This window comes from Halobellus marinus, from assembly GCF_032113415.1.
GTDB classification, from domain to species: Archaea; Halobacteriota; Halobacteria; order Halobacteriales; family Haloferacaceae; genus Haloquadratum; species Haloquadratum marinus.
This window is the reverse complement of sequence record NZ_CP134946.1, coordinates 2,266,980-2,284,006: the sequence shown is the minus strand read 5'-3', so window position 1 is coordinate 2,284,006 and position 17,027 is coordinate 2,266,980. Positions and strand designations below refer to the sequence as shown.

General features: G+C 57.7%; 20 protein-coding genes. 7 read left to right on the top strand and 13 right to left on the bottom strand.

Annotated features, from left to right (window positions below; translation table 11 throughout):
- The first annotated feature begins 38 nt into the window (after positions 1–38).
- Complete coding sequence (locus RJT37_RS11395; RefSeq protein ID WP_313684540.1) at positions 39–854, top strand: SDR family oxidoreductase; 816 nt, start codon at positions 39–41, stop codon at positions 852–854.
- Positions 855–1,534: 680 nt separating this feature from the next.
- On the opposite strand, the gene RJT37_RS11390 is transcribed toward RJT37_RS11395, so the two are convergent.
- Complete coding sequence (locus tag RJT37_RS11390) at positions 1,535–2,494, bottom strand: quinone oxidoreductase family protein (RefSeq protein ID WP_313684539.1); 960 nt, start codon at positions 2,492–2,494, stop codon at positions 1,535–1,537.
- 188 nt (positions 2,495–2,682) lie between these two features.
- Here RJT37_RS11390 and RJT37_RS11385 point away from each other — a divergent pair, with 188 nt between their 5' ends.
- The gene (locus tag RJT37_RS11385; protein WP_313684538.1) at positions 2,683–3,354 is read left to right on the top strand and encodes a helix-turn-helix domain-containing protein; all 672 of its coding nucleotides are present in this window, start codon (positions 2,683–2,685) and stop codon (positions 3,352–3,354) included.
- A gap of 247 nt (positions 3,355–3,601) precedes the next feature.
- Here RJT37_RS11385 and RJT37_RS11380 read toward each other — a convergent pair whose 3' ends face one another.
- From RJT37_RS11380 to RJT37_RS11370, 3 genes are all read right to left on the bottom strand, one after another.
- Positions 3,602–3,817: a PLDc N-terminal domain-containing protein gene (locus RJT37_RS11380; RefSeq protein ID WP_313684537.1), complete on the bottom strand. Its 216-nt coding sequence runs from the start codon at positions 3,815–3,817 to the stop codon at positions 3,602–3,604.
- A gap of 118 nt (positions 3,818–3,935) precedes the next feature.
- Positions 3,936–5,399 (bottom strand): amidohydrolase family protein, encoded by a 1,464-nt coding sequence (locus RJT37_RS11375; RefSeq protein WP_313684535.1) that lies wholly within the window; start codon positions 5,397–5,399, stop codon positions 3,936–3,938.
- A 326-nt stretch (positions 5,400–5,725) separates the two neighbouring features.
- Complete coding sequence (locus RJT37_RS11370; protein WP_313684534.1) at positions 5,726–6,100, bottom strand: ArsR/SmtB family transcription factor; 375 nt, start codon at positions 6,098–6,100, stop codon at positions 5,726–5,728.
- A 135-nt stretch (positions 6,101–6,235) separates the two neighbouring features.
- Between RJT37_RS11370 and RJT37_RS11365 the strand changes: the two genes are divergently transcribed.
- Entirely contained in the window at positions 6,236–6,742 is a 507-nt protein-coding gene (locus RJT37_RS11365; protein ID WP_313684532.1) for a GbsR/MarR family transcriptional regulator, read from the top strand.
- 14 nt (positions 6,743–6,756) lie between these two features.
- On the opposite strand, the gene RJT37_RS11360 is transcribed toward RJT37_RS11365, so the two are convergent.
- Positions 6,757–7,308, bottom strand: a complete 552-nt coding sequence (locus RJT37_RS11360) for a hypothetical protein (RefSeq protein WP_313684530.1) — start codon at positions 7,306–7,308, stop codon at positions 6,757–6,759.
- Positions 7,309–7,347: 39 nt separating this feature from the next.
- Positions 7,348–8,145: a hypothetical protein gene (locus RJT37_RS11355; RefSeq protein WP_313684528.1), complete on the bottom strand. Its 798-nt coding sequence runs from the start codon at positions 8,143–8,145 to the stop codon at positions 7,348–7,350.
- 123 nt (positions 8,146–8,268) lie between these two features.
- On the opposite strand from RJT37_RS11355, the gene RJT37_RS11350 reads away from it, so the two are divergent.
- On the top strand, positions 8,269–9,198 hold the full coding sequence (locus RJT37_RS11350) for a hypothetical protein (RefSeq protein WP_313684526.1): 930 nt from the start codon (positions 8,269–8,271) through the stop codon (positions 9,196–9,198).
- Between the two features lie 26 nt (positions 9,199–9,224).
- Here RJT37_RS11350 and RJT37_RS11345 read toward each other — a convergent pair whose 3' ends face one another.
- Complete coding sequence (locus RJT37_RS11345) at positions 9,225–9,992, bottom strand: hypothetical protein (protein WP_313684524.1); 768 nt, start codon at positions 9,990–9,992, stop codon at positions 9,225–9,227.
- Positions 9,993–10,256: 264 nt separating this feature from the next.
- Between RJT37_RS11345 and RJT37_RS11340 the strand changes: the two genes are divergently transcribed.
- Positions 10,257–11,084, top strand: a complete 828-nt coding sequence (locus tag RJT37_RS11340; RefSeq protein ID WP_313684522.1) for an IS5 family transposase — start codon at positions 10,257–10,259, stop codon at positions 11,082–11,084.
- 129 nt (positions 11,085–11,213) lie between these two features.
- On the opposite strand, the gene RJT37_RS11335 is transcribed toward RJT37_RS11340, so the two are convergent.
- Positions 11,214–11,504 (bottom strand): PadR family transcriptional regulator, encoded by a 291-nt coding sequence (locus tag RJT37_RS11335; RefSeq protein ID WP_313684520.1) that lies wholly within the window; start codon positions 11,502–11,504, stop codon positions 11,214–11,216.
- A 143-nt stretch (positions 11,505–11,647) separates the two neighbouring features.
- Positions 11,648–12,160 (bottom strand): TspO/MBR family protein, encoded by a 513-nt coding sequence (locus RJT37_RS11330; protein WP_313684518.1) that lies wholly within the window; start codon positions 12,158–12,160, stop codon positions 11,648–11,650.
- 181 nt (positions 12,161–12,341) lie between these two features.
- Here RJT37_RS11330 and RJT37_RS11325 point away from each other — a divergent pair, with 181 nt between their 5' ends.
- Complete coding sequence (locus tag RJT37_RS11325; RefSeq protein WP_313684517.1) at positions 12,342–12,551, top strand: hypothetical protein; 210 nt, start codon at positions 12,342–12,344, stop codon at positions 12,549–12,551.
- A gap of 246 nt (positions 12,552–12,797) precedes the next feature.
- On the top strand, positions 12,798–13,508 hold the full coding sequence (locus tag RJT37_RS11320; protein ID WP_313684516.1) for a YIP1 family protein: 711 nt from the start codon (positions 12,798–12,800) through the stop codon (positions 13,506–13,508).
- Positions 13,509–13,605: 97 nt separating this feature from the next.
- On the opposite strand, the gene RJT37_RS11315 is transcribed toward RJT37_RS11320, so the two are convergent.
- The 4 genes from RJT37_RS11315 to RJT37_RS11305 form a co-directional block, all read right to left on the bottom strand.
- Positions 13,606–14,367, bottom strand: a complete 762-nt coding sequence (locus RJT37_RS11315; protein WP_313684514.1) for a hypothetical protein — start codon at positions 14,365–14,367, stop codon at positions 13,606–13,608.
- Between the two features lie 96 nt (positions 14,368–14,463).
- Positions 14,464–14,577, bottom strand: coding sequence for a DUF8011 family protein (locus RJT37_RS20790; protein ID WP_486620753.1), 114 nt, complete (start codon positions 14,575–14,577; stop codon positions 14,464–14,466).
- A 657-nt stretch (positions 14,578–15,234) separates the two neighbouring features.
- Complete coding sequence (locus RJT37_RS11310; RefSeq protein ID WP_313684512.1) at positions 15,235–16,227, bottom strand: hypothetical protein; 993 nt, start codon at positions 16,225–16,227, stop codon at positions 15,235–15,237.
- Between the two features lie 579 nt (positions 16,228–16,806).
- The gene (locus RJT37_RS11305; protein WP_313684511.1) at positions 16,807–16,953 is read right to left on the bottom strand and encodes a hypothetical protein; all 147 of its coding nucleotides are present in this window, start codon (positions 16,951–16,953) and stop codon (positions 16,807–16,809) included.
- Between the last annotated feature and the right edge of the window lie 74 nt (positions 16,954–17,027).

The following is a 17,027-nucleotide window of genomic DNA, read 5'->3' as shown; positions in this document are numbered from 1 at the left end:
GGCGATACTCACTCTTGTTGAGCGACGAATTATTCCATATGATCCAAACGCTGGTGACCGGTGCAACAGGGAAACTCGGAACGGCACTCCGACCGCGGCTCACAGCGGAGGGCCACGCTATCAGAGCGGCTAGCCGCTCGCCCTCGGACGAATCTGGAGAGAGTGTCAACTGGGTAGAACTTGACTTGACCAAGGATCTGGACATCAAGTCGGTGCTTGAGAACATCGATGTTGTCATCCACACGGCGACGGCGCCGCAAGGCGACACGGAGGCGGTTGACGTACAGGGAACGAAACGACTTCTTGAGGCGGCCGAAGTGACCGGTGTGGAACACTTCGTGTACCCCTCAATCGTGGGTGTAGATGATATCCCGTTTTCCTACTATGAACACAAGGCTGTCGCTGAAACAGCGGTCGAGGAAAGCGATATTCCGACGACCATCGTCCGTGCGACGCAGTTCCACTCGTTCGTCGCTGAAATGCTGGATTTAGTAGCGAAATTCCCGGTGTGGCCTCTCCCGACAACCATACAAGCCCAACCCATCGCTGTCAGTGAAGTGGCAGACATTATTGTGGATCACGCGACGCTGACAGCGCACGATCGGATCGACCCCATCGGCGGTCCTGAGATTCACTCGGTGCGTGAACTCGCACAGGCATACCGCGATACGCGTGGTCTCCGACGACCCATTCTTAGTGTCCCCATCCCGGGTGACACTGTGGCGGCGTTTCGGGATGGCTATGCGACCTGTCCCGATCACAAGGTAGGGAGACTCACGTGGGAGGAGTGGCTCGCGCAACGATACGCGAACGGGCTAGACGAGGCTTCCACTCAGATGAAGTCACCAACGTGATCGCTGATGGATCGACGAACGGTCATTCTCACTACGGTGGGTGGACACATATTGTTGACCGTACTCCACGCGCTGGTTCACGTCGCTATCCCGGTCATCCCCGACGGAGAGGTAGCGGCTTTCGCTACAGTCTCATTATACGTTCTTCCTGTAGCAGGTGCAGGATTCGCGGTGAGTGGCTATCGACGAATTGGGGGTGCAGCCTTGGTTACGGCTGGCATCGCTATAGTAGCGTTCGCAAGTCTTCGCTCATCCGATCGCACGACTGCGAGCGATCGGATGAGCAATCAGTTGCGAACGCTACTATAGCTTCGTTTTCGAAGGGTCGTTCCACTTCATCAGCAATCCCGACCACGTTGCACACGTTGCGGAGCATACGTTATTCGGTGTGACAGCGATACTGACCACCGTAGGCAACCTCCTTTTGATTATGGCAGCATAGGTCTCAGCCCGAACGCGTCGGTAAGTTCGCAAGAACACTCTAACGACTATTGCGATGGACTAAAAGTCGGATTTGAGAAATTAACTTCCGTTGATAGTTTTGGAAGTGATTATTCGCCCTGGGATCTGTTCAGGACAGAGTACTGGTACGTCGGCGTACCGGTCTCTTCCACGGGGAGAACCTTCGTGGCGTCCGCCTTCCACCGCCTGTGAACTGGCCCCTCGTATTTCACCTTAGGTTACGGGGTCACGACAAGTTTCCCGACGTAGCCGCCAGCGAGTAGGTCTTGGTGAGCCCGATTGGCGTTCTCGAACGTATACGTGTCGGCGACGACCGCGGTCAGCGCATCCTGCTTCATTAGGCGGATTAGACGCTCCAATACTGGACGTCGGGTCGGATGATTATCCATCTTCAGCGGATAGATGGTCACTTCCTTATTGTAGAAGGGCCGTCCGTTCGTCTCCGGGATGTGGCCCATCGTACTGATAATTTGTCCGCCTTCCGCTAGGACTTCCAGATCCAAGTCAAGGTACTCTTCGAGCCGATGATCAAGGATCGTTTCCACGCCAGCGCCGTCAGTTGCGGCGAGGATCTCGTCGGCGAGCGCGTCACTATTGTAATCGAGCGCTGCGGTTGCTCCGAGATCCTGGAGTCGATCGCGCGCCCCTTCGGTTCCGGCGGTCGCAATCACCTCAGCGCCACTATGCGCGGCGATCTGGACTGCAGCGTGCCCAACTCCGCCGGATCCACCGTGGATCAGGACGCGATCACCCGCTTGAATACCCGCCAGTTCTTCGAGGGCTGTCCACGCCGTCGCACCCACGTTCCCGATGGCTGCGCCGACCGTCCACGCCACATCATCGGGGAGGTGCGCGACTTTCTCGGCTGGAACAGCGGCGTATTCGGCGAAGGTCCCGCCTTCCACTCTGTCCATCCCGGAGATGAAGACGCTGTCGCCCGGCTCGAAGTCTTCGACATCCGACCCGACCGCTTCGACGACTCCTGCGCCGTCGCCCCCGGGAATCGTCGGGAGCGGGAGATCACCGTACTGGCCAGCGCGGAACATCACGTCGACCCGGTTGACGCTGGCAGCTCTGATTTCAACAAGGAGTTTGTCGGGTTCGGGGGTCGGACGGTCCACCTCGTCGACTTGGAGCACGTCTGCGCTGCCGTGGTCGTGGTAGCGGACGGCTCTCATCGCTTGCCCACCTCGGTTTGAGGGGCCGCACTGGCACTCGACCGAACGATACGGCACTGCACGTCGCTCGTGACTGGGTTCGTCGTCATCACATCCGAATGATACAGTGCTATTGGGGTAGCGGTTCTGTGGAGTATACTCCAGGGATTTATATTGGGCAGCGGAGAGGAATGTCGAACGAAACACGTATGAAACACATCCGGATCACAGTCCGTCCGGACCTTGACCGGGCGCCCGGGTTTCTCCAGTACTTGCTGGAGGCAGATGCCGTCGAAGAGGCACGCGCGATGGACTGGAACCGTGGAGAATCAGCGCGGTCGACGCACCTGTACGCGATCGATGGGGATGGTGCGACGTTCGTCGAGTTGGCACGCGAGACAGACGGTATCGAAGCGGTCGAAGGTGCGGCTACCGACACCGGCGTGACGTATGCACTCGTCACGTTGCGGGACGCGGCGGTTCCGATATTCGGCGGGTCTGCGACGGCGATCGATCGCGCTGGACTGGTGGTGCGGCGCCCGCTTGTCTACCGTGAGGGCCGTATCCACGGGCACATCGTTGGCGACCCCGACACGTTACAGTCGACAATCGATGGCCTCCCGGCGGCGGTGAGTGTCCAAATCGACGCAATTCAGGAGTTTCCGAGCGCTGCGGTGGATCCGTCGACGACGCTGAGTGACCGCCAACACGAGGCGCTTCAGGTGGCCGTCGAGTTGGGGTACTACGACACACCGCGAGGAGCCACTCACGCTGACGTCGCAGCGGAGTTAGGCTGTGCACCTAACACCGCGAGCGAGCACCTCCAGAAGGGAGAAGCGAAACTTGTCAGGGCCGGACTTACAGCGTTCACGCCGTCGTAGGAGTAGGACACTGGAGGAGTGCGCAGCTAGTCCAGATCTCTGGTGTATGCGTGGTGTAGGATGTATATACCTATGATAAGCGTCCCAACAGTCGAAAGTATCTGAACTCTATTCGTAGCTGAATACTCCGCTAGACTCATTCCTAGGCTGAGGGAGCTGAGAATCACCGCTATGTATCCGGCAATGATCACCAACCACGGATACCGCAGCACTCGCTTCACAGCGGACATATTTCTAGGGGATCTGATCACCGCTTATCTCGGCCCAGTAGCAGGTAGAGTACGAACCCGAGCAACGGAGCGAGAAACACGACAATCGCCCAGAGAGAGGCGGATTGACTGCTATTCTGCTGTGCATCACGATAGGTCCACACAACTAATACGATTCCGACAATGAGGAGTAACAATCCAAAGAAGACAAACAATCCGGCTGCTGCGGACTGCAGGGGTACGGGGGAGGGCATACGGGCTATCATCCCATCGAAGTGTATGGTTCTTGTGGTGCTATTGTTTGTTCAGCTGAGCGGACGATTCGATCAGTGGACCGTTTCTCACCACAGTTTGGATTGTGACCATTTTTCACTATCTGAATCGATCTTTGAGGTGTTGCAGACCCAGTCGAGCCACGAGATGTGCTGGTCCTCGTTTTGGGAGGTCACGAGCGGTACGAAGATGGCTTGGCGGGTCACTTCCGCCGATATCTATCTCCCACCCAATTTCGTCGCTGAACCGTTCGACAGCGGCGGTAGCGCGTTCACACACGGCATCGGGGTTCATTGACCGAACCTCGTTGTCGTGCATCAGTAACTCACCGTCAACAATCGTTGACGCAACGTCGTCAGCCGTTGCTGTATTCACGACGACTGCTGGAATGTTCGTCTTCGGGATGAATTTGGGATCCGATAGGTCTAGTAGTATGAGATCCGCGTGCTTGCCGGGCTCAATGCTGCCGAGTTCGTCGGCGACGCCGAGCGCCTTCGCCCCGTCGATCGTAAGCATCCGGACCAGTTCCATCGAGTGGAACTGGTTCGTTCCAAACGAGAGGTTGGCCGCTAGCCGTGCCTGTCGGGCTTCGCCCAGCAGATCGCTGGAATCGTGCCAGTAGTGATCGTCGAGACCGAGTCCAACTGTTGTCCCTGCCTCCCGCAACGCAGGGACTGGTGTCCACTCGGTCTCACCATCTGGCTCCCAGTAGCAGAAGATTGACGGACAGTGGGCGACGGACGCGCCGGTTGCTGCCATCCGTTCGATATCCTCTTCGTCAGCAACGCGGAAATGTGCGGCGACGAGTCGTTTATTGAGTAGTCCAACCTCGTCCAGCAGTGAAAGTGAATCATCAGCGTCGTTCGCCCGGGCCATCGTATTGCTCGCGTCTAGTTCAAGTAGATGCGTGTGGACTGGAAGGTCGGGGTAGTCCGCCGCAAGCTCGGCAGTCCGTTCCCAGACGGCCCGAGAACACGACCAGTCGTCGTGGGGGCAGACTGTCGCTTGTACTCGCCCGTCGTAGCTGTCGTGATACTCCTCGATAAACGAGCGAGCGCGCTCGAATTGGTCGTCTTCGGGGATATCCCAGAACAAGTCGCTGATCCACGGGCCAAAGAAGCCTCGGAGTCCAGCCTCCCCGAAGGCTTCAGCCCCGCGACTCGGCAGCGCGTCCATCGCGTTCGTTGTCGTGATCCCGCTCCGGATGAAATTCAACGCGGCGAGATCACACCCCGCCTCGACGAGATACTCGTATTTGCCACGACCGAGCTGTTCACAAAGGGCAGTCATCTCGGCGAACATCTCGCCGAGGCTCATCTCGCTGAACGCCCCGATGAGCGCGGTCAGTTCCAGATGCGCGTGGGCGTTGATCAACCCAGGCATCACGAGGCGGTCGCTGCCATCGATGACGGTCTCGGCAGCTGTATCGGCGTCGTCCGATTCGGATGGTCGGACCTCTTGAATCACCCCCTCGTCGATGACGACCGTCCCGTTCCGATACAGTTGGTTGTGCTCGTTGACTGTCAGCACAGTCGCGTCGTGAATCAAGATATCTGGTGACATATCTAACCTATTCGTGGAGTTCGATCTCGATCGGGTCGCTGGATTTGAGGTTCGTACTGGCAATCAAATCTGGGTTCGGATCGGACGCAAGCTTGAACGTGTACGAGTCGAGTCACTGGATGCCGAGCGCATCTACGAAGTGGCCATACGGGAGCGGTAACGCCTCCAGACGCACACTGGTTGGGAAACGTCTCTGGCCGGGAGCACCCCGCCCGAAAAGGTGCTACTCCGACGTATCTCCGCACGGCCCGTACTCCGAGCCGTGAATCAGTACAGCCACGGCATCGTGAACCGATATTTGTGATCAAGGGAAAGCCCGCGTCGCTTCACCGACGGTCCGGCGAGCGTTCCGGTTCCTGATGAGTCGAATCGGCAAACTGGACGACTAATTCTTCAATTGTGAGGGCATACACGGTCATTTCCTTTCCTTTTTCGGAGTACCACGTTCCAACCGGCGTGACGAGATCGACATCACGAAGCCGATCCAAATGATACGTGACGTTCTGGATCGACTGCCCGATAGCGGTCGCAACGTCGGACGCCGTCCCCGGCTCTCGCTTGAGCGTGGCCATGATTTCCTGTGCTGTATCCGATGACAGAACCTGGAGGATATCGGAATGGGTCTCTCCACCGATGACGACGTCGGTCTGTTTCTCTGGGGTGTATTCGACTGACGGCTGGTGAGGGAGCGCACTGGACATTGACTTTGGGATGATTCGTTTTGTTTGTTCGGCTCACTCCGAACAAACGAATCAAACGATTTAACACTTACGGAGTCTTTGGGGTAGATATGACTCAAGAGTGGCCTCATCACGCCGACACACGAGGGATAGTGTATGAGTGAAGGCGACCGTGACCTCGCACGGGAACGTATCATCGAATCGCTGGAACAATCAGCCGAGGTGTATGGACTAAGCCGCAGTGCTGGACGCATCTACGGTGTTTTGTATTTTGCCCCGGATCCGCTCTCAATCCCGGAACTCGTCGAAGAAACCGGGTATGCCAAATCAACCGTCAGTAACGTAACGCGGACACTCACACGCATCGGGTTAATCCATCGTCGCTCCTCGGAAGGCGGCGGACGGCGAGTACAGTTCACGGCAGAACGCGAAATCTGGTTTATCCTGCAGGACGTATTCCAACAATACATTCAACGCGAGATCCAGACGACCCTGCGAACGATCCGACGAGCTGAAGAGCAACTCTCGGACTCAGAAGCCAGCGAAGCCGAACGGATCCGTGATCTTCAAGCGACCTACGAGGATCTTGAAGAGATCATCGAACTTGCATCAAACCTCTCTGCTGCCGAACTCCGTGAGGCACTCGAAACATACGAGGAGTAGGTTCCCGGCTCCCCTCACCAATACACAGTGTAGGTACAGCGACCGTCTCCGTTCCGGCGACAGGTAGCTCCGGTTTCCTCAATGAATACGAACGAATCCATCGACGCGTAGTGTTTCGCAACGCCTCTGATCAGGCCACGATCGAACGGACACGGGTACGGGTTGTAACACGTGACTGTCCCGGCCCGGTCGTCGGTTTGCTCGAATCGATACCACCCAATCTCTCCACCCCGGTGGTTCCGTTGATACGCCTCGTCGATCGATTGGAGCCCCGCAGGTACTGTGTCAAACTCATTCGGCCACTCGGCGACATCCGGAATTTGTTCACCGAGTCGGTCTAGCACGTGTGGTTGGAGCTCCTCAGCAATCGCCTCAAAAGCATTCAACCACGCCTGTTGTGGATACCATTCGTCAGGCGCTGGATCAGTAATCCCCTCGTCCGCTAACGCGTTCAACGCCCGTTCTTGATAGGCCGCAGAAAACTTCCCCATCCCTTCGTTGACAATCGTAAGCACCGTCTGCCCGTTGATTTCAACATCCTGATCGAACGCCTCGTAAGAAACCATTATTCCGTGATTCCGAGTCGTTCAACATAAATCCACGAGTCACGTGTCGGGACAGCCACTGCTCCACTCAGCCCCTGCGTCTTCGAACGATGGTCGCGTAATGGTGGTCGGCTCGTTATAGTCGGTGAACCGGAACGTGATCGTGGCGACGCCAGTGGCTCCGTTACCACGCACGTGGATTTCGCGTTGGACCTTCCGGACCTGGTTCGTCTCAGTGTCGATCCAGACACGGACTGTCGCGTTGTCGAGCGTTGCGCTGCCCTGTGTTCCGATGTTCCCCGTGGGGAGGTTCTGATCTGTTTGGAGTTGGTCTTCGGTAGGGTATGCGGTCACGACGGCAGTCTCAGTACCGTTCATAATGTGGGTCCCGTTCCAGTAGACGTTCGTGCGGTCCAGCAGCGTCAGTTGTTGGCCGAGCGGTGTGTAGTTGAACCACGGCGTTGATTCCGTGAGATTGTAGCGTGCCCACCCGAGTCCGGAACACTCGGTGGTGAGCGTATACCCATCCACGTACGCCCGTCGTGTATCCCGCAGGCCAACTTGAGTGTCTCCTTGAGCACCGAGCGTCACGTTCATCCGCTGTCGATTTGTGTTAACGACTCCATCACCCGCTATTTCGATGGATTCCGACCGGCTGTCATCACGGATCCGAACCTGGCCGTCGATCGAAACCCGGTAGGCCGTCACGTTCTGGGACGCGTTCTGGGCGTGCGTTACCGCATCGACCGCCTGTTGATCGCTGGGCGGGGCCGATGACCCGGTCAAACCCTGACACCCGGCAGTCACGACGAGCAAAACGACCACGAGCGCACACAGGGTCGAGCAGGGGAGCTGCACACCGACCCATCAGTCTCACGGGCAAAAGCGACTGGGAAATCTCAAACAACGGTTTGATTCACCTGTGTCGCTGCCTGCCGCCGTCACGGAGGAAGTTAAATACGAGTTCGTTGTACTTGGTTTATGTCTCTCCAGACCCGGACCGGCTCCGCTGTCCGTGGTACGTATCCGCTCGCAGTCGAGCTGGGACTCATTACGGCCCTGTTGATCGGCGTGTACCTGTGGCGGGAACTCGTCTTCGAAGTCGTACCCGCCGTGGGTGGTACGCCGCTGACAGTCGGTGGGACAGTGGTTAGTGCGTTCGTAGGTGGTGGCGTCCTCGTACTCGGGCTGGTCGGCTTCACTGCTGTGTACGTCAGATGGCGATACATTACTGTCGGACTCGGACTTCCGGCTCGTACTGACGGTGCATTAGTCGGTCTCGCTGTTCTCACACCCATTGTCTGTGTGGCGATTACCAAACTCACTGGTGCTGTGACTGCCGTGCCGTACAATTCGTTGACCAAAACCTCGGTTGCGTCCGACGCGGCTGTCGTACCTCTCCTTCTCATTACGGGGCTTGGGGTGAGTATCGGGGTGCCAATGCTGGTGGTGGTGTGTCAGGTGCTCATCCAAGGAGGCTTCGAGCAGGTCGTCAGTGCTGACACAGCGATTGTCCTGACAACCGTCCTGGCGGGGTTCGCAATGGTAAGCGGGACTGGCGGCCTCTCGACCGTCCCCGAGGCAGGAAAACTCATCGGTGCGGTCGTCTTCACGCTCTCCTTTGGCGTAGCCGTGTACGTGAACGAACGCGTTGACCGTACGTGGCTCCGGTATCTCGGGTTCGTGCCTGTCCTCCTCGTTACTGTAATCAGTTTCCTTTCGGGGATTGCGGGGATTGAGACGATCGCCGGAGCGCTATATGCGGGGACGCAACTTGCTGTACTCGGCATCGCAGCCTACACGTACACTGAAACGGAGTCTCTCCTTGTCCCAGCGATGGCCTATACGAGTCTCTTCTTGGCGAATAGGGCTGTTGTGGTCGTCTTCGAAGCAGGGATGCAAAACTGGTGATGTGTAGTAACAGGAAGCCTACCTCTTCACTGTAGGTCAGTATCGGTGGTGGTGTCCCACGTGAGTCCGGGTAGGGACTTACTGGCGATGTCAGCGATGAATCGCATCGTCATTATATTTGCAGCGAGGCCGAGGATCCCGCCGCCGATGATGCCGAGTGCCAGCCCGATCACTGGAATGTTCAACACGAGTGCCGTGGCTATCGGGGAGATTCCGAGGACGAACAACGCGAACCCAGCGGTGTACGAAACGTACGGGCCGCCTTGCGTTGCCAGCGCGTAGGACCGTTGAGCAGCGTCCACGACGCCGGTTTGGTGTAGTACAATCAGGTACGGAACAGGGTAAAACAAGTACCCGAGAATCACGAACCCGACGAGAGCAACGAGCAGAATCACGAACGTTGTACCGCCGAACCCTCCGGTGACGGCGCTGGTGCCGATGATACCCGCTGCAAGCGGCAATAACAGAAGGGTTGGAAGGCTCGTGATGATGAGAAACGGGATGAAGTGTCGCTTGCAATTCAAGACGAACGCGTACAGCTCCCCGTAGAGGCTGTTTCGAATACTGCCGAAGTACCCGGCAGTCAGCACCGCTTGAACCACCAAGAGTGCAGGCACAGTCACGATAGCGACGGGTAGGAACTCGATCGGAAGTCCCGTGTTGACGTTAACGCCGGAGTTTGGGACGCTCACGAACTGCCAAACGGTGATGACTGACACTGGCAGCCCGAATTTGAACCCGATGTGCCCTCCGTCGAACCTGAGGATCGCCAGCAGCTTGTTCGTGTTGAACAACGCGAAGAGGATCGGAACCCCCGCTAACGGGAGATGCTGCAGCGCACGTTCCCAGCCATCGGTGAGACGAGTCGTGAATTTCGGCATCAGAACGCTCTGAAAGCCACGGTCAGTCTATGGTGACACCCCGACTCCGTGCCTTGTCGTTGTCCGGGAGTGGATGTCATTGGAGGCGATTGGTTGCGAGGGCTCTGGTGAATCGCTGGACAGCGTCGGCTTCGACCGTCAGAACTAGTGGAATGAAGCGGGAAACCGCCGATGCCTATGTCGAAGATCTCCCGCTTCACGAAGAAAGCGGTTCAGTTAGCTAAAAATGCTGTCGGTGGCCGAGGCGAAGTCGCCGCCCCCGAAGGGGGTGGCGGCTTCGCCGACTACGCTGTCGTATCGCTCCATTGTCTTCGAGTTTACTTGGAGAAGTCCTACCGTGAGACGTTAGATCTGCTGAGCGAGATGCCACATATTCTCGGGGAGATCGGCCTCGACGCGGCCGATCTCTCGCATCACTCGACGCTAGTGAAGTGGTTTGACAGGATCAAGACAGCACTCTGGCGAGTGCTACTGCGCCTCTCGGCGCAGCTGCACGATCCGAGCGGTCACGCCGCGATCGACGCGACGTTTTTCGACCGCGAAAACGCCAGCAAACACTACTGCCGCCGGACGAATTACCGTGTTCAGACGCTCAAAACAACTGCTCTCGTGGACACAGAAAGCCACGCGATTCTGGACGTTCACTGTACGACCGAGAAACGTCACGACACACAGCTCGGCTGGCAGGTCGCCCGCCGCAACGCGGGCGACCTCGCCAGCCTCGCTGCGGACAAAGGCTACGATTGGATGGAGTTACGCGAGAAACTCCGCGAAGACGGCGTGAGACCGCTGATCAAGCATCGTGAGTTCCGGCCCATCGATCACGCGCATAACGCGCGGATCGATGGGCCTCGATACCGTCAACGAGCGATGTGTGAGACGGTTTTCTCGACGATCAAGCGCACGCTCGGCGACGCCGTGCGTGCGCGACCTTGGTACGGTGAATTTCGTGAACTCGTCCTGATGTGTGCGGTTCACAACATCAAGCAGGCGGTGAAACCGTGAAATCACGCTACGTCTGGCGATTCACCACGGCCGGATCGCCACACCTACGCTCCGACCGAACCTGCCACGTACTCCGGCAAACCTTCCACCACGACCCCGCAGGAGAGCCGGACATCGTATGTACGAGGATCACTCAACGATGTTTTCCCCGTTGAGGTAGGTATTTTCCCACTCTCGACGAGCGGCGATTTCCCGGCGGCCACGGCGCGTGATCTCGTAGGAATTGGTTCGACGGTCAATCTCGCCTTTCTCAACTAGTCCTTTGTCGACTAAGGTATCGAGATTCGGGTAGAGACGACCGTGATGGATTTCTCCTTCGTAGTATTCCTCAAGTTCGGCTTTGATAGCCAGTCCCTTTGGTTCATTCAACCCTACAATAGTGTACAAACAATCCCGTTGGAACTTTGTGAGGTCGTACATCGTGTTGTCCCCATACTACTGAGATTATCTAAATAAATGTGGGCTGTCGAACCACCAACGACGTATTGGGAGACTCTCACATTGGGTAAGCAACCGATGCGGATACTTGCGGACGCAGCCACGGTGTGTACTGCCAGTCGAGATCAGTTCAGTACCCAGAATCGGTAATTGAGGTACGCGGCAAAAGAGACCCACAGGAGGTATGGGACGAGGAGCAGAGCTGCACGCCGATCAACCCGGTTGAACGTCCACATTGTTGCGACGATGAGCAGCCAGAGCCCGCAGATGACGGCGAGGCCCAGCCCGATCTCTTGCAATCCGAAAAAGACGCCTGACCAGCCGAGATTGAACACGAAGTGGAGTGTAAAAACGCCGACTGCGAGCCGGACCGCAGCCGGTGACTCACCCGCCTGTCGCCAGACCAGCCACAGCGCGACGCCGACGAGCCCGAACAGGATCGTCCACACGGGGCCGAACACCCAGTTCGGTGGCGCAAGCGCCGGACGCTGCAGCGTCCCGTACCACTCCCCAAGCCCCTGGGCGGTAAGGAGCGCGCCAGACGCGCCCACCACTTCAACGGTGAGGACAGCAAGTCCAAGCGCGAGCAGCGGACGCGTCCGAGCGAGTTGGTGTGTCTTCGTTTTGACGGAGGGCACACAGTTCGATTCAGGGCACAGTCACAAAGATATGTGCCCCTCACGCAGCGAGAACCCGCTCTGGTACGTCGTGAGTTGGCCCGTTAGTGAGTTTACGGCCTCACAGCCGAATAATCTGTTAGAAAGCGTGTACAACGTGACTGGCTGGACTTTTTTCAGTCACGGCAACCGAAACTGGGGTATGGTACAGGTAGGAGTGTTGGTAAATGCGGTCGGGCTTCTCATTAGTATTACAGGTACCGTGGTCCTGTTCCAGCATACGACCAGCGAGTACCACTCGGCTATCGGGGATATCGGGTCGATAGCAGTCGCATATCTCGGTGTAATCCTCCTTGGAATCTCAATATCAATCACAGGAATCGGACTTCTACTACGAACGAACTCCGAGTAAGCAGGATACTGTAGCGTCGAACGATGAGCCTCCAAAACAGATTACCGATCGATACATAGTCTATCCGACGCGATACGAGAGTTCCTTAGACTGAGCGATTCCTGCTATTTGCGACTCATCTCTGACACACGCCTACGTCACGTCATTTTCAACAGATACGGCGTCAAGCGACAGGCCGATCTCGTCGTCACCAGGTCAAACCCTCTTCCGAGACGTTTTTCGCAGAGTCGATGCCAATCTCTTGCTATGCCGCCCTCCACGCCCCTCCTTCGACCGGATCGGTTCTTCGCTGAACGGGACACCGCCGCAGGACGCATTCTACTCGTTTTCTGTCTCCTCGTCTTCTCACTCCCTTTGGGAATCTGGGGTGTCGGGCAGGTACTCAAACTCCGGATCGACGGCACAGTACTAGTTGAGAACCCGAACCGACCCTCGGAGCGTTTCTGCGAGGGGGCTCCAGCATCGATGGACGTCGGCTGTGACGCCCCGGCACAGATCGAACAAAATATTGATACGGTCCTCTCCGAGGCGATTGGCCAACTCATCGGCCCGGCACTCCTCGGGACACTCATCGTGATCGTCGTCGTCGGTGGGTTACTCCATTTCGGCTCGTGGGTCCTCGGCGGTGAGAACGGCGTGGCGGCCTCGTTCGCCGTTGCGCTCTGGGGACTCGTCCCCTCGGTGGTCAGTCTGCTCTTCGGTCTCGGCCTCCTGTTCGTCCTCGTCGACCCGATGACAGTGACGCCAGCAAGCGATCCCGCGGTGGTGACTGCCCAGCTGCAAACGGATCTCACACCGCTGCAACAATGGAGTCCGCTCATCACGGGGATCACGACGCTGTGGAGCGCGATCATTTGGCGATTCGGTCTCCAACACATCCGCGGCTTATCATCCGGTGCAGCGACCGGTGTCGCCGGGAGTGTTGCAGTGCTCCTGTGGCTGGGGTCGTTCGTGTAGGCCAGCGCTCCCACAACGCGAGCAAGACAGCACTCCTAACTGCTGTTGCAGTCCGAAATATATCGAGCCAAGAATTGCAACAGCGCCATCGAGTCCACTACAGCACGCCGAGGAGAACGACTCCAAGGAGTATACTTGTGAAACTAACGAGCAGTCCGACAATTGAGGATTTCGTCATACGGAAGACTGTGTTTCCCGGTGGGCGGTCCGAGACAACGAGGGGATCGATCCCCGTGGCATCCTCAGTACTGCGTCCAACGACTGTCACACTGTCACCGGTTTCAGCCCGCTGTTCGCTGTATCGACGGGATCCGAGGGCGAGGAATCGGAACAGCGGCTGGAGAACTGCCGGTGGATCACGCCACACCGTCGTTTCGGGAATGTCATCGTGATCCCGTTCGAACGTCTGGATTTGTTCCAGCCGCGCCTCGTCAACCCGTTTCGTTGCGATGATGCGTTTCGTGAGTGTGACTGTGCGTGCCGGTTTGATGATGGGAACCGAGCCTGCGCTTGTTTCGACAGTGAATTCAACAGCACCGGTCGCTTCGTGAATCGTCACGTACCACGGAATCGGATTCAGAAGGTTGAGCCGCCGTTCCTCAATTTGATAGCGGAGTGCGACGCATTTCGTTTCACTGAACGGCGCTACGAGAGCGGCATCGTGGTGGGCAACTGTTCCTGACACTCGGACAAGCGACCCAGCCACCGAGTCGCCCGTATCCGATATCTCGGTGGCACGGTACACGCTCGTTGCTCGCCATACATATCGTGCACTCACAGCGAAGACAACGAGCCCGACAAGAAGCATCGCACCGCCAAAGAGCGTCGTTATAGAGGGCTGGAATGGAGGACTAGCCATTATGTGAATGTTCGATGGACTTCTGAGTAATCAGGTTGCTTACTGAGATATCCGAATTACTGAGCAGATGTATACTACAACCCTTTCGATGAACAGTTACGGTGTCACCAAGAGGGCGGCCCACCAGGCGAGAAACGCACCGACTGAGACAACTCGCAGTACGTCTGCTCGACGCCGCTGGTCACGCGGAAGTAGTTCGGCTCCACCCATAAGCACAAACCCGACCCCTAACAGGACGTACTCCGGATCGACGCTGAAGAACGTCCCTTGCGCATCCCCGACAGGGAGTCCGGCGATATGAGTCCACCTATCACGATCCCAAACCCGACCTGGATCCGATCGAACGTGCCGTTACGCGGCTCTCGAAAGAACGCCGCCTGGATTCGTTGCTGGAGGGCCGTTTACGGACAGATAGCGGACGGGCCAGTGCGTATCCTCCAAGCAAGAGACACACCACGCCTGTCGCTTCTGTCACTACCATCTGTTGTCTAGTTGGTGAGGGTGTCATAGAACATTTCGCACACCACACAGGATTCATTCAATACAGGGCGTTTACCGTCCGATAGCATCCGCAAGCGAACGGAGTGAGCGAGCGGTTCTCCGACGGCGACCGGCGGTCGCCGTCGGGCTTTTTTGGTGCAGATTTTTTGCGCGAGCGGTCGGCTTCGCCGACCCGAGCGGAAAAAAGGTGCGCACGCAGGGTCTTACGGCTTAATCAACTGCGAGGGTGTGAAATAAACACCGTGGTAACTCTTCTATGACACCCTGTAGTTGGTTCCAACTGGCGAACGCGTTCTAACCCTTCTGCCAGTCCCGTCGGAGACCCATTCGATCCCGACGCGTGGGACACCAGTCACCGGTTCGAAGTTACGTCTCCGGCTCAGTACTGAAGCGAAGGATGTACTCGTAATAGACGTCTTCGTATCGGATCATTTCGTCCTGGGTCGAGCGGACGCCAGCGTCTTTCCGGATGTTGCCATCGATGTAGGCGCGTTTGTCGAGTGCACGCAGAAGCTCCGCGTAGGCATCCGAAAACGGATGGGTTTCGCTGTACTCGTCGGCGCTGGCTTCGGCGAGGATCCGTTGGGCCTCGGTCGAAAGGTCAGTCTGTGAGACGCGCGCACCGACGAACGTGGCGGTGAGGATAGCCTCCATCCGTTCAGGGTCATCGGCAACAGGTTCTGCTGTCGGTCGGTACACCGGTTCGTGGAACTGCTCCCGGCTGACCGCCACTTCGTAGGTCGTGTCCCGGTACGTGACGTAGTCAGGACCGTCCTCGGCCAGGAGCTCGCTGTCATTACGAGCCGTCTCGCTTCGATACACGTACCCGCCACGCTGGACCAGCCCCACCGGATAGCCCCCCGCGTTGCCACGGGCCCGCGCGGCCATCTGTGCGATCTGGATGGCCCGCTGGTCGGCCTCAGGTAGCGGCCCGTCCTCACCCCCGTCGATGGTCCTCTCCGGGTCTTCCGCGGGCTCGAACAGTCGGAGCACCGGGTGGGTCTCGGTAACTTCGTCGACGATAACCGAGCCCAGTTGATAGTAGGTCCCCTCGTGCACGACGTAGGCGGGATCGTCGGGGTCGGCGAAGAACGGTTTCCGCAGTTGCGTCGTGTACGACTCGTCGTTCAACGCGGCATCAAGCGCTTGCACGTCCCAGTTGTCGTCGGGCTCCTCGCGCTCGTGCACGTACCGCTCTCGGAGTGGCCCGTCGACCTGCGCGAGTGACAGCCTCAGTGCCGTGTCGGCCCCCTCGGTTGCGGTATCGTTGCCGACTCCCCCACACCCTGCCAGGACACTGAGTCCGGCGGCCAGACCGCTCGCAAGTACGTGTCGACGAGAAAGCGAACTGTCGTGCATACAGCATCATCACCACAGATACCTAAAGTCATTCTCGAAGCACAAAGCAACGTTTTAATTAACCGGCTTTGTGAGGGACTGAATCTGTATAAATCACGCCGATTCAAGTGTTTCTGCCCACGCAATGAATCTCTCAAAGACAAAGAACACGGCGAGAAACACGACGGCAAATACGAACTACCGACGCACATCAAACTGCCCTGTGAAGGCTAAGACGTTGAAAATGTACGAGATTGACGCACCGACAAACCCTGCTACGTAGAGCGTTCTTCGGAGGTTCTTGAGCTACCCACCGCTGAACAGTAGTTGCTGAAGTAGGAGAGAGCCGATTGTCGTCGGGTTCGTTGTCTCGGTACGGTCGAGACAGCCGAGGCCAAACAGGTGAGTCGCGCCGCCTCGTCAGCGCTGTTCCCGGAGCTTGATTTCGGTGTTGCGGATAACGGTACCTATCCGAGCGAGGACTTCCAGCGAGTCCTCGCTCGGATTGCCTTCGACAACGAATTTGCGAACGCTGGCGCGAAAGCGTATCAACTCGCCCGTGGCGACGATGTAGATGTTGGAGCCGAGTCACGGAATCCACTAGCAAGAGCGCTGCTGTATCATCTTCGTGGACTTGACGCGGACGCGGTCGACGATCAGTTCGACCGCGTCCTCGATGCTGTCCTTGACGAAGCAGCCCGCAACCGGTTGTTCACGCGTCCCGTCGACGTTGCGATCGACGTTCACGACTGGCTGTACTACGGCGACAGCGACACACCGCACGTCTCACGGACTGATCCTGACCGGGGAACCGACTGCGC